Genomic DNA, 22,905 nt, shown 5'->3' with positions numbered 1-22,905 from the left:
GGTAAATTAAAATGAATGTTTGGATTGTTGATGATGATAGTTCAATTCGATGGGTATTAGAAAAAGCGCTAACCAATGCTCACTTTAACTGCGTTACTTTCGCGAATGGTCAAGAAGTGATTGATGCGTTAGATACGCATGTGCAAAAACCTGCTGTATTGATCTCGGACATCAAAATGCCAGGACTTGATGGGTTAACCTTATTACATTATGTGAAGGAACAAATACCTAATTTACCTGTAATTATCATGACAGCCCATTCGGATCTTGATGCAGCCGTCAATGCTTATCAAAAAGGTGCTTATGACTATATTCCTAAACCATTTGATGTGGATGAAGTCATTCAATTAGTTGAACGCGCAATTTTACAAACGCAAACAAACAAGACAAGTCAAACCACAACAGCAAAAGCCTCAACCGGCATTATTGGTGAAGCACCCGCGATGCAAGAGGTTTTTCGTATTATTGGGCGATTATCTAAATCATCGATTAGTGTTTTAATTAATGGTGAATCAGGAACAGGTAAAGAGTTAGTTGCTAAGGCGTTACACATTCATAGCCCGCGTTCACAATCGCCTTTTATTGCTCTTAATATGGCTGCAATTCCTAAAGATTTGATTGAATCCGAACTTTTTGGGCATGAAAAGGGCGCTTTTACTGGTGCGGCTCAAATCAGACATGGTCGATTTGAACAAGCTAATGGTGGAACCCTATTTTTGGATGAAATTGGGGATATGCCATTGGATGTACAAACGCGTTTATTACGCGTACTTGCAGATGGACAATTTTATCGTATTGGTGGTTATTCACCAGTAAAAGTCGATGTACGGATTATTGCGGCAACGCATCAAGATTTACAAGCGCGCGTACAAGAAGGTAAATTTAGGGAAGATCTTTTTCATCGTTTAAATGTTATTCGTATTTTATTACCACCGTTACGAGATAGAGCACAAGATATTCCAAAACTTGCTGAGCACTTTTTACATACAACTGCAAAAGAATTAGGTGTTGAAAGTAAAATTTTTAGTCCTGAAGCTTTAAAAATCTTATGTATGTCAAAATGGCCTGGGAATGTTAGGCAGCTTGAGAATACCTGTCGTTGGGTTACTGTTATGTCCTCCAGTAAAGAAATACTGGTACAGGATTTGCCACCTGAACTACTACAAATGTCTATGCCTAAAAATTCAATAGAGTGTGAACCCCGCTCTCAACCATTTCATCAACCAGAACCTGAAATGAATTGGCAAAATTTACTTGAAGATTGGGCTAAACAAGCACTAATTGCAGGCAAAACAGGTATATTAACCGAAGCAGTAAACGATGTTGAACGTATTTTATTAAATTGTGCGTTAAACTTTACGCGTGGTCATAAACAAGATGCCGCCCATTTATTAGGATGGGGACGTAACACATTAACAAGGAAGTTGAAAGAATTATCAGATGATACACAAAATAAATTAGATGAGCTTTGATCATTAATTAAATAAGTTAGTTTGATTACTTTTGAATTGAAGTTTTTAAACTAACTCAATCGAAGTTTAATTAATTAGCAGCTTTTCAATTCTTAACAAAAAATTTGTATATTTATTTCTGATTTTCTCTCATTATTAATTAAAACCATAATTAACATTTTTCTATTTTTAGAGCAATGTTATTCATCTAATATGATTTTGGTTTTTATTCTTTTATTAAAAAACAAGAAATAACTTTTCGCATAAAAAAACGAATTTATGTAGAAATATGTAGAAATATGTTGACATTTGGGAAGGGAAACATATATAATGTTTAAAACGCAAAACGCAAAACGCAAAACCTGTAAAACCCTATTTATCGTTAGATAAATCGTTATATTTAAGTTTATTATTTCACTCTAATCATTTTCGCTCTTCAATTAACTTTTTATTCTCCTTTTTAAAAGGAAAAAAAGCTCTTTTTAATCAGAAAATATTTAATTCAGTTTCTTTTTATTTAAAATTTATTGGTATCATTTTAGGATTAATCACTGCTAATTCAGCTAATTCGTTAACTGCCACCACTTCAGCTGCAATTCATGGCAATGCACCATATTTAACTTTTGATAATGGAGCCACTAGCAGAAATAAAACAGATCCGCTTTTGAATATTACGCTTTACGATGGCCGAAGTTATAGCATCAAAGATAGTTTATCGACAAAAAGCAACCCAATTCGGCTTCCTGCTGGAGGCGAAAAATTAAAAAATATTAAAACTCAACTTCCTTTAAATAAACTGAAAATCAGCTTGTTAGATCTAATTTCAAGTAAGGGTTATTGGAAAGATAATGATGGTGATAAGTTGTATACTGTTTCTGGCAATTTAACGTTAACTGTTAAAAGCGCTGATGGTGAAATGGTAAATAACCCTGAGCAGCTTTTGAACGATGCTTGTAATTCTCCCTATCAACTCAGTTTAACCAGTGATAGCGGCGTTTTATCAACTCGCTATGGCTTGCCAAATTCTTCTAATTTTATTGGCAATCAAGCAGTTTACTATCTTATCCCTAATAAAGTGACTACTCCTTATTTTTGCTTTGCTCGACCTAATTTAAAGTATAATGATAGCGATCCTTTTCCAAATTTTACATCTATGTCGGGACCAACAAGTGAATGGGATGGTACTAAAGGATTTAAACTTCAAACCTTATATCAACCTTCTACCAATTTTCCAGCCACAGCATCAAAAGGACTGTATTTTTATTTAACGGTAGCAGGGGCATTATCAAGTGAATTAAGCTATAGTAAATCGCCACAAAACTCTGGGATTAGCTTAAATATTACTACAGATAATATTAAACAAATCAATGTTGCTAAAGTAGAATTTCAAGGACCAGGTAATGGTTCAAGTGCTGCAGAAGCTGCAACTGCAAAAGATCCAACTACTTTTACAATTTATTCAGATAAGAATAAAAAAAATATGATATACCGTTTCACAATAAGTAAATGGTTTATAGCAAAACCGGGTTATATTGACTATCCTTCGGCTAAATCCTACTGTGAAAATTTAGGTTACAAAATAGCTAGTATTATTGAATTAACTAATGCAAATGGTTGGGAATGGCAAGGTGGTTTGCCTAATCAGCCAAATAATTACCAGCGTAGAATTGGCCGAACTTTATTTGCTGAATGGGGATTTACTGATAAGAATTATTATACAAATAGTGATCTAGAGTATGGTGATTATTGGACTGGGCAAATATACGACAATCTGAATGAGCCTTATCTTGTCCATTCAGATACCGGTGATGTATATCATGGTTATCTTGGTGGTAATAAACAGCGAGTTGCTTGCGTTAACTGATAGCTTTAACACAAATTTAGTATGAAAATTATTTCCTCACAGCCAATTATAACGGTGTGGGGAGTCGCATTAATAACATTGTCATCTTCACTGGATAAAATGCATTTATTCGATTGTTATATTTCTAATCTACCTAAAACATCAATTCTTTTATTCTATTAAAGTTAATTGAATAGCTTTATTTTTTTAGTTACAATCTAATGAAAATGATAATTGTTATATTTATCATTTCTTTTTTTATCAAGAATGATGATTAGGAGCCAAAATGTATTCACGTATCAAATTTAAGTTTATAGTGTTGTTAACAGCACTATTTGTGTTAGCGGGATGTGATGATAATAAAAAAAATGAGCAAAGTTCGGTTAATAAAATAACCATTGAGCATGCACAAGGTAAAACCGATGTACCTGAAAACCCTAAAAAGGTGGTCGTTTTTAATATTGCAACCCTCGATATTATGGATGCATTGAATATTTCTGTCTCAGCCGTACCTCAATCTGATGTGCATTATCCTGATTTTTTATCGAAATATAGTGATAAAAGTTATACTAATGTGGGGACTTTATTTGAACCAAACTATGAAGTTTTAAGTTCAATGGCGCCTGATGTTATTATTGCTGGTGGTCGTGCGAACGATGTTTATAATAAATTGAATGATATTGCTCCAACTATTTCTCTTGATATTGATCCAAATAACTTTTTGGCAAGTTTAACACAACGAACTGAACAATTAGGAACGTTGTTTAATAAACAAGACCAAGCTAAAAAGCTTTTAGCTGATTTTAATCAAAAAATTGAACAACTAAAACCAAAAACAAATACCGCTGGAAGTGCACTCGTCATTATGGTTAATGGTGGCAAAATGTCAGCATATGGACCAAAATCTCGCTTTGGTTTTATCTTTGATATATTAGGTTTTAAACCTGCCACAACATTCCAAGAAGCAGGGCGTCATGGTAACGCAGTTACCTCTGAGTTTATTTTAAGTGTTAATCCACAGTGGCTATTTGTTCTAGATAGAGATAATGCTATTGGAAATAAAGAAGCGCAATCAGCTCAACAAGTTTTAAATAACGATTTAATTCAAAAAACAGATGCATGGCAAAATAATCATATTGTCTATTTAGATTCAACCTCAATGTATATTGCTGGTGGTATTCAAACTTATAGCCACTTAATGGATCAAATAAGCGAAGCTTTACAAAAAACATCAGCTAATTAATCAAATATATGGTGAAGTCGTTTTATTTTATTACAGGCATTTTCGTTTTGTTGATAATGTCTGTAATAAGTTTATTTATTGGGGCAGGGAATGTCACGCTATCCGATCTTTGGATAGATAGTACCATGCGAGAGATTTTTTTTGTTAGCCGCGTTCCTAGAACCGTTGCTTTATTATTTGCAGGTAGTGCCATGAGTGTTGCCGGTTTAATAATGCAATTGTTAACCCAAAATCGATTTGTTGAACCTACTTTAGTTGGCACTACTCAATCAGCCAGTCTTGGTTTATTAATCATGATGGTTCTTGCACCAAGTGCAAGTGTTATGACTAAAATGGTTGTTGCTAGCTTATTTGCTATGGCGGGTACAATGATTTTTATGGCGATTTCCCGAAAAATCATTTTCAAATCAGCATTGATGGTGCCGCTTATTGGTATTATGTTGGGGGCAGTCATTAGCGCGATTACGACATTTTTTGCTATGTATTTTGATTTATTACAATCGCTTGGTGGCTGGGAATCAGGCGACTTTTCAGGTATTTTACGGGGCCGTTATGAATTATTATGGTTAGTCGGCGGTTTGACATTGCTTGCTTGCTGGAGTGCCGATCAATTTACCGTTGCAGGTTTGGGGCGTGACTTCTCAGTTAATGTAGGTCTTAATTATCGTCGAGTCATGTTGACGGGGCTTATTGTTATTGCATTAATTGGTGGTATTGTTGTTGTGGTCGTTGGCGTTTTACCTTTTTTAGGATTGATTGTGCCAAACATTGTCAGTTTATTATTTGGTGATAACGTTCGTAAAACTATACCTTGGATCTGTTTATTTGGCAGTGGATTAGTATTAATTTGCGACATTATTGGTCGGCTAATTCGTTATCCATTTGAAATTCCCGTGAGTGTTATTCTTGGCGTAGTTGGCGCTATTATTTTCTTAATATTATTGAGTCGAAGACGCCATGTCAGTTAATCAAAAACGTTATACAATAAGTCAAAAAAGAGTATTTTTGTTATTTATTCTGTCTTTAATTTGTATAAGTTGTTTTATGACTTTAAACCTTAAAGGCAATATTAGTTATATATTGATGCACCGAACTTGGATTGTGCTAACCATGATTCTGGTTGCTTTTGCTGCATCGACTTCTACCTTACTTTTTCAAACCGTTACCAATAATCGAATTTTAACTCCATCAATTATGGGATTTGAATCTTTGTTTGTATTAATCCAAACGGTTGTGATCTTTTTTATTGATACACAAGGTATTCCCTATATTGGGATTATTGGTAAATTTGTATTTGAATCATTATTATTAATTTTATTTTCTCTTTTTTTATACCGTGGTTTATTCACTAAACTCAAACAAAATCTACATTTAGTTTTATTAATTGGTATTATTTTAGGTACGTTGTTCCGTAGCTTTTCTAACTTACTGCAACGTTTAATGACGCCAACAGAATTTGCTGTGTTACAAAGTCGAATTTTTGCAACCTTCACCCGTGCTGAACCTGTCTTGATTATCTTTTCATTAATAATAGCCTCTGTGATTGGTGTATTTTTGTGGAAAATGCGATTTCGATTCGATGTGCTTGCTTTAGGTCGGGATAATGCCATTAATTTAGGTATCGATTATCAAAAGAGCGTAACAATAATTTTATTACTGGTTTCAGTTTTAGTCGCAATATCGACGGCATTAGTTGGACCGTTTACTTTTTTAGGTCTATTGATTGCTAATCTTGCTTATAGTATTAGCGGATCAAGTCAACATCGTTATCTACTGCCTACCGCTTTTTTATTGGGTATTATTTTTTTGGTCGGTGGGCAAATGTTTTTAGAGCGTGTGTTAAATATGGTTGGCGCTTTATCTATCGTGATTGAATTTATTGGTGGTTCTTTGTTTATTTTCTTATTATTGAAAAAGGTTCCAATGTGATTGAAATTGAGAATGTTTGTAAAAGCTATCAAACTATACCTGTATTAAAAAATGTCAATGCGACTATTTCGCAAGGTGGGATTACGGCAATTATTGGACCAAATGGTGCTGGTAAATCAACGCTTTTATCGATTATCAGTCGACTGTTATTGGCTGATGAAGGTATCGTTAAAATTCAAAATATGGATGTTGTTAATACACCAAGTGATAAACTTGCGACCTATTTATCTGTTTTAAGACAAGAAAATCGGTTTACCAGTCGGTTAACTGTTTTTGAACTTGTGGGCTTCGGGCGTTATCCTTATACCAAAGGGCGCTTAAATGCTGATGATTATAAGCATATTAATCAAGCTCTAGATTTTTTAAATCTAACCGAATATAAAGACCGTTTTATTGATGAATTATCCGGTGGTCAGCGCCAGCGTGCTTATGTGGCTATGATTCTTTGCCAAGATACCGAATATGTCTTACTTGATGAACCACTCAATAATTTAGACATGAAACATGCGGTTGCTATGATGAAACAATTACGTCGAGCGGCAGATGAACTCGGTAAAACCATCGTTATTGTCATTCACGATATTAATTTTGCATCCGTTTATTCAGACTATATTTTGGCGATGAAAAATGGCGAGCTTGTTTATCAAGGTAATCCAAAGCAAATTATGAATTCACAACTTTTAGAGGATATATTTGATACCCCGATTAAAATTGAGAATGTCCAAAATCAAAATATTGCGATTTATTATTAATTTATTTTTTATGCTTGATATCGAATATAAACGAATTCAAATTTTAACCAGTTAAACAATGATTGTTCCTGCATTAACACTGTTAAGCATCAGATAAAACAATTAAGGTTTACAATTTCTCTTTATTCATGTTTAATTGCCAACAATATGTTTGCTGAGACTATATTATGAAATTAGACGAAATTGCTTTGTTAGCGGGTGTGTCTCGAACTACAGCTAGCTATGTAATTAATGGAAAAGCAAAAAAATATCGTGTTAGTGATAGAACGATTGAAAAAGTCTTAGCGGTAGTTAAAGAGCATAACTATCAACCAAATCAAGTCGCAGCAGGACTAAGAGCCGGTAAAACACGCACAATAGGTATTATTATTCCTGATTTGGAAAATAGTAGTTATACAACAATTGCCAATTACTTAGAGCAATTAGCGCGTAAAAATGGATATCAATTATTACTTTCATGTTCTGAAGATAAACCAAGTATAGAACAAGAATGCGTAAGGCATCTTCAGCAGCGGCGAGTTGATGCTTTAGTGATATCTTCATCGTTTGTTTCTCCTCAAGATTATAGGTTTTATGATGGTTGGCAAAATAACCAAATTCCATTATTTGCCTTAGATAGAACATTATCCAATAATCAATTTAGAAATATCGTTGGATCTGATAAACAAGATGCCAAAACGTTAGGTTCCACGTTTAGTCAATTTGTTGATGGAACTGTTGTTTATATTGGGGCTTTGCCTAATTTATCGGTTAGTCAATTACGCCTTGAGGGATTTGAATCAATTGCTGCAAACCAGTTTAATAAAGTTGATTTTTTATATGCAAATAATTATAGTCGCTGTGACGCCGAAATTGTATTTAGTCGTTGGTTAGAAACGCATGATATACCCGATGGTATTTTCACTACCTCCTTTTCATTATTACAAGGGGCGATTGACTCGATCTTAAAAAAATTTGGCTATCTACCCAATCAACTGACGATTGCTACTTTTGGTGATCATGAACTGCTTGATTTTTTACCATGTAGGGTGATATCACTTGCTCAAGATCATCAAGAAGTTTCACAAGTTGTTATCGCATTATTAATGGAAAGCTTGCGTGAACAAAGTTATAAGCCCGGCACAACCATTATTCCAAGGCGGTTGCTATATAGGGGAAGCTTGGGTAGAGCCTGTCTGAGCGATTATAAAAAATAGCTTTTTAAATTTTAATCAAAAATTGGATCTAGATCACATATTAATTATTAATAGAAATAATTTATTTGATAAATATTTTAATTGTATTCATCATTGCTGAAACGATTCAATATAATTCAATTAAGGATTTAGAATTGTTGAGTTATTTTAGCAAACCCAACATTTTAACCCAGAGGTATTTATTCTATGTTTCATTTAGTTAAAGAAAATATTCATTTAAATGAACAAGCGACTAACAAGCAAGAAGCAATAAAAAAAATTGCCGCAGCATTAACGAGTGCAGGTTTTGTTGAAGATGGATATGTGAACGGTATGCTAGAGCGAGAAGAGCAAGCTGCAACCTATCTGGGTATTGGTATCGCGATTCCTCATGGCACCACAAAAACTCGCCATTTAGTGAAAAAAACAGGTGTACAGGTATTTTGTTTTCCTAATGGCGTTGAATGGGGGGATGATGGTGAAAAAGCGTACTTGGCTATTGGTATTGCGGCAAGCTCTGATGAGCACTTAGAATTACTTCGCCAGTTGACACATGTTCTTGGTGAAGATGGCGTCGAAGATAAAATTAAAAAAATTCAAACAGCGGATGAAGCAATTGCTATTTTAACCGACAAAGTAGAACAAGAAGATAGCAAATTTACCATTCATCAAGATTCAGTCTTATTAGATATTCAAGCAGATAGCCTAGCAACCCTACAAGCATTGAATGCTTCGCGTTTAAAACAGCACAATGCAGTGAATGCTAATTTTATTGCCGATGTGCTTGATAATAAACCTAATTATTTAGGCAATGGGATTTGGTTAAGTGATAGTAAAAATGGTAATTTAAAAAATGCGATTGCCATTAGTCGTACAGTTAGTCATCTGAGTGAAGATAGTAAACCTGTAAAATTGCTTATAACAATGTCAGTTGTAGATGATTCAGTTGCAGAGGTTGTGCATAACATCGCATCGTTGATTTTTAGACAAAAATTAAACCAACTTTTAACAGCAAATGTCGAACAATTAAGTCAGTTACTTATTTCTGGTTCTGATATCAATAATTCTGAGCATATTGAATCGACCCTTACTCCTGCTCAATCTAATGCAGCCGAATCAAATGATAATGAATTAAGTCGTGAATTTGTTATTCATAATGAAAATGGCCTGCATACCCGCCCATCATCTGTATTAGTTAAATTGGTAAAAGAATTCAATAGTAAAATAACGGTTGCCAATTTAGATGGTAAAGGTGAGCCTGTAAGTGCAACTAGCTTAATGAAGATTGTTGCTCTAGGTGCTAAAAAAGGCAGTCGTCTTAAATTTACTGCTGTTGGACAAGATGCTGAGCAAGCGCTCGAAGCCATAGGTCAAGCCATTGCTAGCGGATTAGGTGAGGGAACTGAATAATGACTTATCGTGTTGCAACAATTACATTAAATCCCGCTTATGATCTATTAGGTTTTTGTCCTAAAGTTGAACTTGGTGATGTTAATTTAGTGCAGACAAATGCACTACTTGCTGCTGGTAAAGGGATTAATGTTGCCAAAGTACTATCAGATCTGGATGTTAAGTTAACGGTAGGTGGTTTTTTAGGTAAAGAAAATCGTGATGGTTTTAACTTGCTGTTTAAATCACTAAATGTCGTTGATAAGTTTCAAACCATTGATGGGCGCACCCGTATTAATGTTAAATTAACGGAAGAAAATAGCGAAGTTACCGACCTAAATTTTTCTGGTTTTACGATTAGTGATCAAGATTGGCAGACTTTCGTTACCGATTCATTAGAATGGTTAAAAGATATAGATATGGTTGCCATTAGTGGTAGTTTACCTGCTGGCGTATCTCTGGAAAAGTTTACAGAATGGATGAAGCAAGTTAAAGCAATTTGCCCTAAAGTGGTTTTTGATAGTAGCCGTGATGCTTTAGTAGCAGGTCTTAAAGCCAACCCTTGGTTAATTAAACCAAATGATAAGGAACTTGAAATGTGGGTTGGTCGAAAGTTATCTACGCTTACTGACATCAAAACAGCTGCTTTACAAATTATCGATAGTGGTATTGAAAATGTGGTCATCTCACTTGGCAGCAAAGGTGCATTATGGGTAACAAAAAATGAAGCGTGGATTGCTAAACCCCCAAAATGCCAAGTTGTTAGTACTGTCGGCGCAGGTGACTCAATGGTTGCTGGATTAATGTATGGTCTTATGACCAATCAATCAATTAAAGATACGTTAGTGTTTGCATCAAGTGTTGCAGCGCTATCTGTTGAACAAGCAGGCGTAGGTATTTCTGATCGTCAAGCTGTAACTAATATGCTCGGCAAAATTGAAATTAACGCTGGATAGGAGTATTCATGAATATATATATTGTTGAAGGTAGTAATACAGGTCCAGTAAATGGACGATTAGCTAAAGCTGAACTTATTTTAGCTGCTAATGCTTTAAATTTAAATGTAGTTGAAAACGCAGCAAATGCCGATGTGATTGTTGCAGTGGGTACAGGATCAATTGCTGATACATCAGTGATGGGTAAAAAAGTTTATGTTGTAGAAGATATCGATGATGTTTTTGCCAATCCGAAACAAATAGTAAACGATGCGCCAAATAAAGCAAAAGTTTATGAACAAACTGCGATAACAGCTTCAGCTTCTGCTACAGGTATCAAACGTATTGTTGCTGTGACTGCTTGCCCAACAGGTGTGGCTCACACATTTATGGCAGCCGAAGCCATTGAAGAAGAAGCAAAAAAACGCGGCTGGTGGTGTAAAGTTGAAACACGTGGATCAGTTGGCGTGGGGAATGAATTAACACCTGAAGAAGTTGCTTCTGCTGATGTCGTTATTGCTGCATGTGATATTGATGTTGATTTAAGCAAATTTGCTGGTAAAAAATTATATCGTACTAAAACTGGCCCTGCTCTTAAAAAGACCGCTCAAGAATTAGATAAAGCATTTGAAGAAGCAACAATTTATCAACCTACAACCAATACCTCATCAGCTAAATCAAGTAATGAGAAAAAGAGCGTTTATAAACATCTATTAACGGGTGTGTCTTACATGTTGCCAATGGTGGTTGCAGGTGGTTTGATCATTGCGCTTTCTTTTGCTTTTGGTCAGTTCCAAGAAGTATTAAAAACAGTTACTGTACTTGAAAATGGCGTAGAAGTTGTTAAACAAACTCTTGTAAATGAGCTTGTTGGAGAACCTCATTTAAAACAAATTGGTGATTTAGCATTCTCACTAATGGTTCCATTGCTTGCTGGTTATATTGCTTACTCAATTGCTGATAGACCAGGGCTTGCTCCTGGCCTAGTTGGTGGTTTACTTGCAGTTTCAACTGGTGCCGGATTCTTAGGTGGTATTATTATTGGTTATTTTGCTGGTTATTTAGCCTTGTTAATTACTCGATATTTACCACTACCAAAAACGCTTGAAGCATTAAAACCTATTCTAATTGTGCCTTTACTTGCAACTTTAATTACAGGTCTTGTTATGCAATTTGTTGTTGGTACGCCAATCGCATGGTTAATGAAAACTATTACTGTATGGCTAAATACCATGAATGGTGCTAATGCTATTATGTTAGGTGCATTATTAGGTGGCATGATGTGTACAGACATGGGTGGACCAATTAATAAAGTTGCTTATGCTTTTGGTACTGGTATGATTTCTTCACAAGTTTATGCACCTATGGCTGCAGTAATGGCAGGAGGTATGGTTCCTCCATTAGCGATGGGATTAGCTACTTTAATCGCCCGTAAAAAATTTGCTAAAGCAGAACAAGAAAGTGGTAAAGCGTCTTTAGTTTTAGGTTTATGCTTCATCTCTGAAGGGGCAATTCCTTTTGCAGCGCGTGATCCGTTACGTGTTATCCCTTGTTGTATTGTTGGTGGTGCAATCACTGGTGGTATGGCATTGGCATTTGGTTCAACGTTAATGACGCCACATGGTGGGTTATTTGCGTTAGCAATCCCAGGCGTTGTTAAACCCGTTGGCGGTTATTTATTGTCAATCTTAGTCGGCTCTGTCATTGCTGGTGTAGTTTATGCGGTTATTAAAAAACCGGAAGTCGTTGCCGAAGAAGTTACACAGTAATTATTTTTATACTTACAAAAAACGCCATTATAAAATGGCGTTTTTGCTTTTTAATGAATAATAATTACTTTTTCACCCAACGCTGTAGGTCTTTAGCAATAAAATCATCCATTTTTTGTAATATATTTGTTGCATCATCTGATACGATTAATGTGTTATAAAAACTTTCTCGAATAAACCCATCTTGTACTGCATGCTTTAAAAAGTTCAGCAGAGGTTGCCAAAATTGGCTATTGAATAGTGCAACGGGTTTTTCATGGTAGCCTATTTGCATCGCTGTCCAAACTTCAAAAATTTCTTCTAATGTGCCCGTTCCACCTGGCATCGCAATAAAACCATCAGCTAGTTCAGCAAGCCTTGCTTTGCGTTGATGCATATTTTGAACAACTTCTAACTGAGTAATGCCATGATGCGCAGTTTCGGCTTTAACTAAACGTTCAGGAATAACACCAATAACTTCACCACCATTAGCTAATACGGCATTAGCAATAATCCCCATTAACCCTTTATTGCCACCACCATAAATTAATCGCCTATTTTGTTTGGCAATGGTTTGACCAAGTTGTTCAGCTGCAACACGATATTCAGCACGATTGCCTTCACTAGCACCACAAAAAACACAAATATTCTTTTTCATAAACGTTTATTTTACCTATCTTGTCATTTTTAACTTATTTTAGCATAGACATAGACAAATTTGCTTACAAGCTGAGCAATTGATTTTATTTAGTGTTTTAACGATTGACATAAACGTAATAGATGGTTAATATTTTGTCCATCAAGTGTTCCTCCATAGTTCAGTCGGTAGAACGGCGGACTGTTAATCCGTATGTCACAGGTTCAAGTCCTGTTGGAGGAGCCAAATTCAGTTTCTAAGAACCTGCATTGAGCAGGTTTTTTTATGTCTTATTATCTATGATGGATTTTTGGTCTGTGATTAGCCTTATAAGATTGCTTATCTTGTTATCACTTAGTTACTTTTTCAAAATTATCTAAAGTAATAATATAAATTCAAATTGTTACTCACTTTATAACACTTTCCACAAAAATTACTCCAGTTTTATTATTTACTTCTATTAATCCTATTCGCATTGACTAGAATATTATGAATAAAATTAAAATTTCTATTCTTTATTGATTCCCTGATAATGTTAAGTTTAGCTATGATGAGTATGAACTTCATTCATGCTATAAAGAAGATTGATGTCAAATTAACAACTTAATTTTTAAAAATGTCAAAGATTTTTTTTATAAAAAAACAAAAAAGTCTTATTGGTATATTCTAGAAAGGTAATTTTTTGAGGCGTATAATTTGAGACCCGTTAATCAACGTTCTAGTGAAAAATCAAGATGAAACTTAACATAATCATGGCAGCTTTAATGGTAACGAGTTTATCATGTGCTGCTGCAGAACATTCTTCACATTGGGGGTATGAAGGTGAAGATAAACCTGAAAATTGGGGTAAACTATCACCAGAATTTTCAACTTGTGAAAATGGCAAAAACCAATCACCTATCAACATTGAACACGTGTTCAAAACTCATCATGATAAACTTAAACTGGTATTCAAACCAGGTAAGCAAGAAATTATCAATAATGGTCACACTATTCAAGTTAATGTTGGTGAAGGTAATACTTTACAAATCGATAACGAAGTTTTCACCCTACAACAATTCCACTTTCATGCGCCAAGTGAAAATGAAATTAAAGGCAAACAGTTCCCAATGGAAGCACATTTTGTCTATAAAAATAAGAATGGTGAGTTAGCTGTGGTTGCACTTATGTTTAATAAGGGAAAAACAAATCCAGAATTAGCAAAAGCCTGGCAACAAATACCAACCGAAGTTGAAGCGACGGCAACGCTTACTCAGCCTGTTGATATAAAAGCTCTATTACCAAATAGGTTAGATTTTTATCGCTTTAGTGGTTCATTGACAACTCCTCCATGTACAGAAGGGGTAAGATGGATTGTGTTAGAACAAGAAAGCAGCGTATCGACTGAGCAAATCGAAAAATTCCACTCAATCATGCATCATGATAACAATCGACCAGTCCAACCATTAAATGGAAGGGTAATTGTTGATTAATGTCCAAATGGCTCTATCAAATGTATTTAGATAGAGCCTATTTTAACAAATTTTTTTTCGATTCTATTATAAATAAACTTGTTAATTTTTTTTCATAATCGAAATTTAAAACCAGAAATTACTTATAAATGCTTTGCAACCTCTCGGGCAACATCTAAAGCAATCTGATCCCAAGCATATTCAACAACAGAAGTCATATTTGCATCTTTTACACCACTATCATTTTGCTTGGTTGAAAACTCTTTAGTCCACGTTTTACCTGATAATTCAAATGTGAGATTTAAATATACACTAGCATTATCAATATTCGTCATGCCATAAGTGAATTTAGTTTTGGCATGATTAACAATTAGTCTACGAACAATATAATTTATATCAGATATGCTGATTTGGTTTAAACTTCTTTGGATTAATTTAGAAAAATTGGAAACAAAAAATAATCCCATAGATTAGGCCTTTTTATCTTGCCAAGTTGAAAGGTTAAAAGATTGATTTTGAAATTTTGACGGTGTAAAAATTTGACTGGTGGGTGATGTCCATTTGAAAAGTTGCAGACTTTTACCTACCCCCCATAAAAATAAAATTTTATAAAAAAGTGTTCACGGTGTTTACAATTTCTTTTAACCCTATTCTAAAAGGCTTTAGGCGGTGAACACTTTAGGATTTTCTATATAATGGTCATTACCTTGTAATTATAATAATATTCGGTAATTACCATGTTAACACCAAAAGAAAAAAGATCATCACAATACCAAATGCGATTAATCGAAGAATTTCGGCAACAGTTAGAAGAAGCTATAAAAGATGGTGATACTAGCTTGGCTACTTGGATTAAAAGAGTTTTAAGCAAAAAATTACAATCACGAGGAATCACACCTAAAGCATAATAATTAAGTTTCTTGTGGTTTCTTTTTATAGGCTCAAGAAACCTACTTTTTAAATTCAACCCCATGAAAGAGGGTATGATCGCTAGTTGTCTTCATTATGAAGATAGCTGGCTTTTATGATTAAATTGGTATCCATTTATTAAATATTTTTTTGCTGGATACTTGTTTGGATACCTATCAAATTCTAACAAATGCGATTAATGGTTTTAAGAATATCCAAAGCACTACTATCATATTCCACTAGTTTCTCAATTTTTGAATCTGTAATCTCGTTATCAAATATATATTGATAAGACAAAGAATAGGTATCTTTAAAATTACTTTCACCAATATTACTATTTAAAGTAATAATATTTTTCTCTACTATATCAATTTGATTAAAACATTTAGATATTTCATCTCCACGATTAATTTTCTCTAAATCTATTTCGTAATCTGCTAAAGATATTTTTACATTACAAGCTGAACCACCACTATTTTTAATATTAAGTTTTATTATAGCGAGAGAAATATTATCTTTTTCCATAGATAAGCTTAAATTGACAAATAGTTGCGGGGCATTTAATACATCCAACTGTCTTCTGTTGATTTCCACCATGTGTTTATATTCTTCAACAGTATTTTTTAGTTCTTCTGCTTGAAGCTCTAAAGCTTTAGTATTTTGTTGTAATTCTTGTTTTTGGAGCATATAGCCCAGTATGAGCCAAAATAAAGCTACAGTCCCAAAAGTACCCCCTAAAAAATCCCCCCAATCATTGAACTTCATTTCGTTTACATAATTAAACGCATCAGGACTATATAACCAAATACAACCTAAAATAACTGAAAACAATAAAGCAGTTATAACGATACTTACAATAATAATACTATCTTTCTCTTTTGTGTTCATTTTCTTATACTCCTATCAAGCTTCTGCATTATCGACTGTTCAACCGACATAATTAATCTAGTGTTTTGCATGCCATTAAAATAAAGATTTACCTTTTTCTTTTCTGTTTGTTCCATTCTCTTTTTTTATGAACTGACAAAATTTTAATTCTAATCAGTCTAGATGTAGTTATATTGATTAAAAGTATTATTAGTAAAAACACCTCATGCAATCAAAATAATTACATTGCTTCTAACGTGTCGAAAAACTCTTCAAGCCAAGTAGTGAGGGGGTAGTAAATTTCTACAACTTTTTGTCTTCTAAACCGCTCATCCTCATTTTTATGCAAAACCGCGAATTGAAATAATTTTTTACTATCAATGAATGTGCTGACTTTTTAGCAGATTGCAATTTTAATACCTCTAATAGTAACCATGATCAACCTTAAAATCACTTATTTTTAACATCATGATTAATATATATTTTAATTTTAGCAAGAAATAGAGGTTATAGAATTATTTCTATATTTCAATTGGTTAATCATAGGATCAAGATTATATTTAAATGTGAATAGTAGTGAACACCAAAATATATATATAATAAGTATATAATATATTGATATATATTAATTAATTTTAAAAGGTGAATACCAGTGAATACTTTTAATGAAAAGTTTAGAATAATGGGGGGGTAAGTATAAAAAAAACAGTTTAATAACTGGTATATGTTAAGGGTGATATTTGAAAAAGTCCCCTCACATTTGAGGAGTGGATCTTATTAATAATTGAAAGAGTAACCCAAATATGGGGCACGATATAGTTAATGATTAACTAACTTTAAATTGCGGTTACCTGATAGAGAGACATTTCCTTGGCTTGCTTGCTCTACAAAGTCACCCTACCAATCAAGCATAATGCGCCGTTGTTCTAAATAAGTAGCGCGGTTATAGGCTCGTCTTACGCTATTAGTATCGACGTGAGCAAGTGCCGCTTCAATAATATTAGGGTCAAAGCCCTGCTCGTTCAATACAGTACTTGCTAAAGCCCTTAATCCATGTGCGACTAACTTGTCTTTGTATCCCATTCGTTTTATTACCATGTTAGCGGTTTGGCTATTCATTGGGGTGCTATAGGGCGGTTTCATACTTGGAAATATATGCTCTCTATGCTCACTTATAGGCTTCATGATTGATAATATCGCCATAGCTTGTTTATTGAGCGTAATAGTATGTTCTCGTCTCATTTTCATTTTTTCAGCAGGAATAATCCATAAGCAATTATCAAAATCAATTTCCTGCCATTTAGCCCCTACTGCTTCATTTGGACGCGTCATAGTTAATAATTGCCATTCAATTACACAGCGCGTCTGTAATTCGATTCTAGCCATAGCAAGAGATTGCATAAATTCCGGTAAATCCTGTGCATTAATCGTTGGCATTTGCCCTTAATGGCTCCATTGTTTTTATAAAGTCTTTGGCTTTTAATTTAAAAATAGGCTTGTCACCAATATAAGGGAATAGATGTAGTTCTAATGATTTCTACGTTCTTTTTAGTGTACTTTCTGTTAGTCCTTTACCACTTTTGACCTTAAACCACTCCGAAGCAATCTTCTTAAATGTACTGGTGATTTCTTCATGCTTACGCTGTTCTTGTTCTGCTTTATACTCTTGGGGATCTATGCCTTGCTTAATTAATTCACGTGCTTCGTCGCGTTGCTTTCGCGCTTGCTGTAGTGAAACTTCGAAATAACTACCAAAACTGATTAATGAACGGATTTTATTTATAGGACGATAATAGTTAAACCGCCATATTTTAGAGCCGTTAGATTTAATTAAAAGATATAATCCGTTACCGACAGATAAAAGAGTAATCCTTATTCTGTGGCTTGGCTGTTTTTATTTGAGTGTCCGTTAATGGAGAAGTTATACGATTTTTAGTTATATGTTATCCGTATAACTAATCATATAACTAAAAAATGTGGCTGTAAATGTATCTTGCTGATACTTACGGAATACTAAAATAGCCTTTAAGGCTTATTAGTACTGGATTTGGTGTGTTTTAGTGGGTTTAAAAGAATCTTACGAAATAGTGAATTGGTGGAGCTGGCGGGAGTTGAACCCGCGTCCGAAATCTCTACATCCTTGGTACTACATGCGTAGTTTGTCTTTAAATTTCGCCTACCTGCTGCGGACAAACACGCTACCGATAGACTAGCTTGATTAAGTTTAATGCTTCCGCCCCAAGCAAGGCTTCCACACGATCTCGTTTGGGTTTGACTCCTCTTTATCCCCGTCCTACGAGCGGAGGCTAGGGAGAGAAGGCTCTATGCAGGTTATTAAGCTGCTAGTGCGTAGTTTTCGTCGTTTGCGACTATTTTTTTGCGGTTTATTTACGAGGCCTACCGCACCTCGGCATGCACCTTGGGTTTCGCAAATCCCGTCGAATCCAGAATCAGCCCCAATTGTGAATTGTTAATGTAAACAATATCGGGGCATTATAGGTCAATTCAATAGGGAATACAAGTTAACCAACTTCGGGGTTTACCCAGTTTTCGGTTGGTTTTTCATCTTTTAATGCGGCAATAATATTATCGACTGCACACTTTGCCATTGCGTAGCGAGTTTCAACCGTTGCTGATCCTACATGTGGTGATAATAAAACATTATCAAGCTGCATGAGTGGTGAAGTTGTTGGTAGGGGTTCGACTTCAAATACATCAAGGCCAGCAGCTTTGATCGTTTTATTTTTTAATGCTTCAATTAATGCTTGCTCATCTACAATTGCTCCTCTCGCACCATTAATTAATATGGCTGATGGCTTCATTAAAGCTAATTTTTGTTTAGTGATGAGTCGTTTGGTTTGGTCGGTTAATGGCAGAATAATCACCACAAAATCTGCTTGGCTAAGCACACCATCAAGTTCTAGGCGCTTAGCTTGATAAGCTTGTTCTACATCGGGATGGGCTGAGCGGTTATAGTAAATGACATTCATATCAAAGCCACAGTGTGCGCGCTTAGCAATCGCTTTACCAATTCGACCCATCCCTAAAATACCAATGGTTTTACCATAAATATCCGTACCGAAATATTCAGGTGTAATGCTCTTGGTCCATTTTCCATCATGAATTAGATTGGACAACTCCACCGTTCGGCGTGCGGTCGCCATTAATAGTGTAAAAATAAGGTCAGCGGTGCTTTCAGTCAATACTTTAGGGGTATTCATTAATCGAACACCATGCTTTTTTAAAGCACAAAGATCATAATTATCGTAACCAACCGAAATTGTTGCTGCCGCTTTTAATTTTGGCGTTTGGGTTAAAAATTCATCGTCAATGCGTGTCGGCATATTTGAACCTATCATACCGTCGGCACTCGCTAATGCTTGAATAAAAGCTTTTGTATCGGTATTAGGATTACGTTCAAATAGCGTGAGATTAAAAGCTTGCGCTAATCTAGCTTGTTGATCAGCAGGAATTTTACTGAATAATACGACATTCTTTTTCATAAACTCTCCTTACGTGCTGCTTGAATTGTTTTAGTCAGTATATCGCTAGTCACTTTTATTGTGCAATTGATTGAGTTAAAAAGATAATTTGTAAAGAATTTTAATCTTAGATATGTGTTTGAGCAAAAAATGGTTTTGCATTCACATTTTATTTTGAATAATAACCAAATGCAGCTTGATTAAAAAATAGATGAGGTATAGTAATTATATTGAAGTATTAATAAGTAACAGGCAAGCAAAGCAGTTAAATAGTTAATACCAAAATAAGTAATCGATAATCGTTCAAAAAATAGAATAAATGACGTTAAGAATTTATATCACCAGCTACTATGAAAATAATCTGATTGATTTACTACTGATCATAATAACGCTGTGAAGTTGTTGTTGATAAAAAAATAAGATTATTTGACTTATCTTTGTATTAACACAAAAATTTTTTAAAAAAAATTAAAATAATATTTATTATAAATCAGTATGATATGAATTTATTTCATAAAAAACTAAAATTATTTGAAATTAAATTGAACTTTTTGTTGTTTAGCTTGTCTATATCTACAGATTACATTTTTTCATTTTTTGCCCTCCACTCGAGTTTTCGGGTGGATTTTTTTTATCTGTTGTTTTTATCACACGATCTTTTCAAATTTTAGCTTCTCATTTATTGTTACTATTAAATTACAGTAAAAAATTGCGCTTCACTAGGTAGGAAGATAATATTCTCTATGGATATTGAAATGGTATTGTTTTTTCTGTTACCAAGTCCTGCCCGCTAATACTTAATTATAAAGTGACCAAACTTAAGATAATCATGTACACTTTGATAGCTTTTTATTGATATAAGTAGAGAGATTTTTATGTTCGTTACCAAAAAAACACAAGGACACTTAATTGCCTTGATGACAATCTTTATTTGGGGAAGTACGTTTATTGCAACAAAAGTATTATTGGTCAATTTTAAACCCATTGAAATTTTGTTTTATCGATTTTGTCTTGGCTATGTCATGCTTTGGGTTTTAGCACCGCGTTTATTAGTTTGGCAGGGTATTAAGCGAGAATTAATGTTTTTATGCGCTGGATTTTGTGGTGTAACATGTTACTTTCTATGTGAAAACATAGCGTTAACTTATACCAATGCCTCGAATGTTGGGGTTATCACTACCTTAGCTCCCGTATTTACTGCTCTGTTATCAATATTCTTTTTAAAAACAGAAAGACCGCCTCGACGTTTTTATATTGGTTGTTTGTTTGCTATTTTGGGGGTTGGATTGATTAGCTTTAATGGTAAATATGTGCTTTCTCTTAATCCTTTAGGTGATATTCTTGCTGTTGCAGCTTGTTTATTTTGGGCTTGTTATTCTATATTAACCAAAAAAAGCAGTAATTTGGGTTACAATACCATTTTATTGACTAGGCGTTTTTTCTTTTATGGTTTACTCCTGATGTTACCGGCTTTATCTATTTTTGACTTTAAGTTTGGGTTAGAAAGGTTTAGCCAAATGACTAATTTACTCAATATAATATTTTTAGGTGTTGGTGCATCAGCGATTTGTTTTGTATCTTGGAATTATGCAGTGAAATTAGTTGGCGCTGTTAAAATTAGTATTTATCTGTATCTATTGCCGATTTTGACCATTCTTGCTGCGGTTATTATTTTACATGAACCGTTTACTTTTATTGCTGCATTTGGCACCTTAGTGACACTTATTGGTGTGTTATTGTCTGAAGGTAGAATAAAAATTAAAAAGCGATGATTTAACTTTAGGGGTTATATTTAAAGGGGCCTTTGCCCCTTTATTGTTAATTATTGTACTCGCTTATCGATAGCGTCCATAATGATTTGACCAAGATGTTCATAATTCTCATCAAAATGGTGACCACCAGGCAATTGGAATGCTTCACCTTTCATTTCTGGCTGTAGGCAACCGGTATCCTCTTTTTCTTCTTCTCCATAGATGCAAAATAGTTTATTGGCTGGAATCCGCGCAACTTCTGGTGCGGTTTTCATTTCGTCACCTGATTGCCCGAGCCAACCGCTTACTTCAATTTCAAAATTAGCATCTTTTGAAAAAGCTATCATAATTAGCGCTTGGACACTTTTTTGATCTTGCGGTGATAGTCGGTTATAGAGTGCAGGTAAAATATCCCCACCAAAAGAGTAGCCAGCTAAAACGAATTGAGTTGTTCCCCATTTGTCTCGGTACTGTTGCATTAAATAGCTCAAATCTTTAGCGCTACGTTCAACTGAACGATGCTGCCAGAAAAGTTTTAATGCATCAACGCCAACTACCGCATATCCATGCAAAGCCATATATTCTGCCGAAATTTTATCAAGATCACGCCAACCACCATCACCAGAATAATAAAGTGTAATGGTTTTAGGGTGGATCTCTTTACTTCTGGCAGGTAATTCTATAACAGGTAGTTGTTCATGCTCACCAAATAAAATAGATGATAAGTGTAAACTCAGTAGTTCAGTTGGCGTAGCTTGGTATTCACCAATTGATGTTGTGACATGGATATTTTTTTGTTCCCGGGGGAAAACAGCAACATCATCATCCGGTGGATTATTCCAAATGACTTGCCAACTACCATGGCTGGCTTGCGTCGGTAATGGTGCATCACAATCTTTGTGATCTAAGGTAAATTCAATTGATAATGCTTTGGCATCATCACTTTGTTGTTCTGTTAGCCATCTATAAGCAAAGGCTGCACCTTCTTCCATGCCTGCGACAGCAAAATTTTTCTCTTTGAGAATTTTTTTTGCTTGTTTAAAACGTGCTTGCTGCTCACTACAACTGGCAGAGGGTTTTAATTCAAACTGGACAAGTTTGGCGCCCATTTTTTCTGACAAGTCTAATAATTGTTGTTCAGTAAAATGATTTTTAGGCGTGGCAACAATAATTGCGGCTGCTTCAGCCGAGCGTTTTGGTGCTGCTGATAGGATGGAATACTCATTATTGATTGTTACGGTCTTAACTGATGCACTTTCTTGGTTTTTTATAAAATACCAGCCAAGTATAATCAGTATTAATAGCGTAATAAATAATAAAGCATAGCGTATAAATTTTTTCAT

At 34.5% G+C, this 22,905-nt stretch carries 18 protein-coding genes, 1 tRNA gene, 1 other RNA gene and 1 pseudogene; 14 read left to right on the top strand and 7 right to left on the bottom strand.

What is annotated here, in order from left to right; all coding sequences use genetic code 11:
• Nucleotides 1–11 precede the first annotated feature (11 nt).
• The 10 genes from glnG (at nt 12) to fruA (ending at nt 12,486) form a co-directional block, all read left to right on the top strand.
• Entirely contained in the window at nt 12–1,472 is a 1,461-nt protein-coding gene (glnG, locus tag A9G03_RS08415) for a nitrogen regulation protein NR(I) (RefSeq protein WP_065798932.1), read from the top strand.
• 643 nt (nt 1,473–2,115) lie between these two features.
• A complete protein-coding gene (locus A9G03_RS08410) occupies nt 2,116–3,315 on the top strand; it encodes a hypothetical protein (RefSeq protein WP_065798931.1) in 1,200 nt (399 codons plus the stop codon).
• Between the two features lie 265 nt (nt 3,316–3,580).
• Nucleotides 3,581–4,537: a siderophore ABC transporter substrate-binding protein gene (locus A9G03_RS08405; RefSeq protein WP_065633686.1), complete on the top strand. Its 957-nt coding sequence runs from the start codon at nt 3,581–3,583 to the stop codon at nt 4,535–4,537.
• Nucleotides 4,538–4,548: 11 nt separating this feature from the next.
• Nucleotides 4,549–5,505: an ABC transporter permease gene (locus tag A9G03_RS08400; RefSeq protein ID WP_065798995.1), complete on the top strand. Its 957-nt coding sequence runs from the start codon at nt 4,549–4,551 to the stop codon at nt 5,503–5,505.
• Complete coding sequence (locus tag A9G03_RS08395; protein ID WP_065798930.1) at nt 5,495–6,466, top strand: iron chelate uptake ABC transporter family permease subunit; 972 nt, start codon at nt 5,495–5,497, stop codon at nt 6,464–6,466. Before A9G03_RS08400 ends, A9G03_RS08395 begins: the two co-directional genes overlap by 11 nt.
• Nucleotides 6,463–7,218, top strand: a complete 756-nt coding sequence (locus tag A9G03_RS08390; protein WP_065633683.1) for an iron ABC transporter ATP-binding protein — start codon at nt 6,463–6,465, stop codon at nt 7,216–7,218. Before A9G03_RS08395 ends, A9G03_RS08390 begins: the two co-directional genes overlap by 4 nt.
• 167 nt (nt 7,219–7,385) lie before the next feature.
• The gene (cra, locus tag A9G03_RS08385) at nt 7,386–8,414 is read left to right on the top strand and encodes a catabolite repressor/activator (protein ID WP_065798929.1); all 1,029 of its coding nucleotides are present in this window, start codon (nt 7,386–7,388) and stop codon (nt 8,412–8,414) included.
• A 186-nt stretch (nt 8,415–8,600) separates the two neighbouring features.
• Nucleotides 8,601–9,803, top strand: coding sequence for a fused PTS fructose transporter subunit IIA/HPr protein (fruB, locus tag A9G03_RS08380; RefSeq protein WP_065798928.1), 1,203 nt, complete (start codon nt 8,601–8,603; stop codon nt 9,801–9,803).
• A complete protein-coding gene (gene fruK / locus A9G03_RS08375; protein ID WP_065798927.1) occupies nt 9,803–10,738 on the top strand; it encodes a 1-phosphofructokinase in 936 nt (311 codons plus the stop codon). Before fruB ends, fruK begins: the two co-directional genes overlap by 1 nt.
• Nucleotides 10,739–10,746: 8 nt before the next feature.
• Nucleotides 10,747–12,486 (top strand): PTS fructose transporter subunit IIBC, encoded by a 1,740-nt coding sequence (gene fruA, locus A9G03_RS08370; RefSeq protein ID WP_065798926.1) that lies wholly within the window; start codon nt 10,747–10,749, stop codon nt 12,484–12,486.
• Between the two features lie 64 nt (nt 12,487–12,550).
• Here the strand turns inward: fruA and A9G03_RS08365 are convergent, their stop codons facing one another.
• Nucleotides 12,551–13,123, bottom strand: coding sequence for a TIGR00730 family Rossman fold protein (locus tag A9G03_RS08365; RefSeq protein WP_065633678.1), 573 nt, complete (start codon nt 13,121–13,123; stop codon nt 12,551–12,553).
• A gap of 149 nt (nt 13,124–13,272) precedes the next feature.
• Here A9G03_RS08365 and A9G03_RS08360 point away from each other — a divergent pair.
• Both A9G03_RS08360 and A9G03_RS08355 read left to right on the top strand, forming a co-directional pair.
• Nucleotides 13,273–13,348 (top strand) — tRNA-Asn (locus tag A9G03_RS08360).
• A gap of 488 nt (nt 13,349–13,836) precedes the next feature.
• The gene (locus A9G03_RS08355) at nt 13,837–14,574 is read left to right on the top strand and encodes a carbonic anhydrase (protein WP_065633677.1); all 738 of its coding nucleotides are present in this window, start codon (nt 13,837–13,839) and stop codon (nt 14,572–14,574) included.
• Nucleotides 14,575–14,696: 122 nt separating this feature from the next.
• Here the strand turns inward: A9G03_RS08355 and A9G03_RS08350 are convergent, their stop codons facing one another.
• Nucleotides 14,697–15,020: a hypothetical protein gene (locus A9G03_RS08350; RefSeq protein ID WP_065798925.1), complete on the bottom strand. Its 324-nt coding sequence runs from the start codon at nt 15,018–15,020 to the stop codon at nt 14,697–14,699.
• A gap of 270 nt (nt 15,021–15,290) precedes the next feature.
• Between A9G03_RS08350 and A9G03_RS12565 the strand changes: the two genes are divergently transcribed.
• Nucleotides 15,291–15,461, top strand: coding sequence for a hypothetical protein (locus A9G03_RS12565; protein WP_179854751.1), 171 nt, complete (start codon nt 15,291–15,293; stop codon nt 15,459–15,461).
• A 184-nt stretch (nt 15,462–15,645) separates the two neighbouring features.
• On the opposite strand, the gene A9G03_RS08345 is transcribed toward A9G03_RS12565, so the two are convergent.
• The 4 genes and pseudogenes from A9G03_RS08345 to A9G03_RS08330 all read right to left on the bottom strand — a co-directional run bounded on the left by A9G03_RS08345 (nt 15,646) and on the right by A9G03_RS08330 (nt 19,832).
• Nucleotides 15,646–16,350 carry a hypothetical protein gene (locus A9G03_RS08345; RefSeq protein WP_065798924.1) on the bottom strand — a complete coding sequence of 235 codons (705 nt, stop codon included), beginning with the start codon at nt 16,348–16,350 and terminating at the stop codon, nt 15,646–15,648.
• Nucleotides 16,351–17,148: 798 nt separating this feature from the next.
• Nucleotides 17,149–18,269 (bottom strand): annotated as a pseudogene (locus tag A9G03_RS12860) (tyrosine-type recombinase/integrase).
• A gap of 153 nt (nt 18,270–18,422) precedes the next feature.
• Nucleotides 18,423–18,787, bottom strand: a transfer-messenger RNA (tmRNA) gene (gene ssrA / locus A9G03_RS08335).
• Nucleotides 18,788–18,851: 64 nt separating this feature from the next.
• Complete coding sequence (locus A9G03_RS08330) at nt 18,852–19,832, bottom strand: 2-hydroxyacid dehydrogenase (RefSeq protein ID WP_065798923.1); 981 nt, start codon at nt 19,830–19,832, stop codon at nt 18,852–18,854.
• A gap of 854 nt (nt 19,833–20,686) precedes the next feature.
• Here A9G03_RS08330 and A9G03_RS08325 point away from each other — a divergent pair.
• Entirely contained in the window at nt 20,687–21,583 is an 897-nt protein-coding gene (locus A9G03_RS08325) for a DMT family transporter (protein ID WP_065798922.1), read from the top strand.
• A 50-nt stretch (nt 21,584–21,633) separates the two neighbouring features.
• On the opposite strand, the gene A9G03_RS08320 is transcribed toward A9G03_RS08325, so the two are convergent.
• On the bottom strand, nt 21,634–22,905 hold the full coding sequence (locus tag A9G03_RS08320; protein ID WP_065633112.1) for a virulence factor family protein: 1,272 nt from the start codon (nt 22,903–22,905) through the stop codon (nt 21,634–21,636).

Source organism: Gilliamella sp. wkB171 (genome assembly GCF_001693755.1).
GTDB classification, from domain to species: domain Bacteria; phylum Pseudomonadota; class Gammaproteobacteria; order Enterobacterales; family Orbaceae; genus Gilliamella; species Gilliamella apicola_F.
This window is presented reverse-complemented; position numbering and strand designations above follow the sequence as displayed.

Bases quoted from the DNA above. Each gene is read 5' to 3' on its own strand.
- glnG (WP_065798932.1), top strand. From the start codon at position 12: ATGAATGTTTGGATTGTTGATGATGATAGTTCAATTCGATGGGTATTA.
- A9G03_RS08405 (WP_065633686.1), top strand. From the start codon at position 3,581: ATGTATTCACGTATCAAATTTAAGTTTATAGTGTTGTTAACAGCACTA.
- A9G03_RS08395 (WP_065798930.1), top strand. From the start codon at position 5,495: ATGTCAGTTAATCAAAAACGTTATACAATAAGTCAAAAAAGAGTATTT.
- cra (WP_065798929.1), top strand. From the start codon at position 7,386: ATGAAATTAGACGAAATTGCTTTGTTAGCGGGTGTGTCTCGAACTACA.
- fruB (WP_065798928.1), top strand. From the start codon at position 8,601: ATGTTTCATTTAGTTAAAGAAAATATTCATTTAAATGAACAAGCGACT.
- fruK (WP_065798927.1), top strand. From the start codon at position 9,803: ATGACTTATCGTGTTGCAACAATTACATTAAATCCCGCTTATGATCTA.
- fruA (WP_065798926.1), top strand. From the start codon at position 10,747: ATGAATATATATATTGTTGAAGGTAGTAATACAGGTCCAGTAAATGGA.
- A9G03_RS08365 (WP_065633678.1), bottom strand. From the start codon at position 13,123: ATGAAAAAGAATATTTGTGTTTTTTGTGGTGCTAGTGAAGGCAATCGT.
- A9G03_RS08355 (WP_065633677.1), top strand. From the start codon at position 13,837: ATGAAACTTAACATAATCATGGCAGCTTTAATGGTAACGAGTTTATCA.
- A9G03_RS08350 (WP_065798925.1), bottom strand. From the start codon at position 15,020: ATGGGATTATTTTTTGTTTCCAATTTTTCTAAATTAATCCAAAGAAGT.
- A9G03_RS12565 (WP_179854751.1), top strand. From the start codon at position 15,291: ATGTTAACACCAAAAGAAAAAAGATCATCACAATACCAAATGCGATTA.
- A9G03_RS08345 (WP_065798924.1), bottom strand. From the start codon at position 16,350: ATGAACACAAAAGAGAAAGATAGTATTATTATTGTAAGTATCGTTATA.
- A9G03_RS08330 (WP_065798923.1), bottom strand. From the start codon at position 19,832: ATGAAAAAGAATGTCGTATTATTCAGTAAAATTCCTGCTGATCAACAA.
- A9G03_RS08325 (WP_065798922.1), top strand. From the start codon at position 20,687: ATGTTCGTTACCAAAAAAACACAAGGACACTTAATTGCCTTGATGACA.
- A9G03_RS08320 (WP_065633112.1), bottom strand. From the start codon at position 22,905: ATGAAAAAATTTATACGCTATGCTTTATTATTTATTACGCTATTAATA.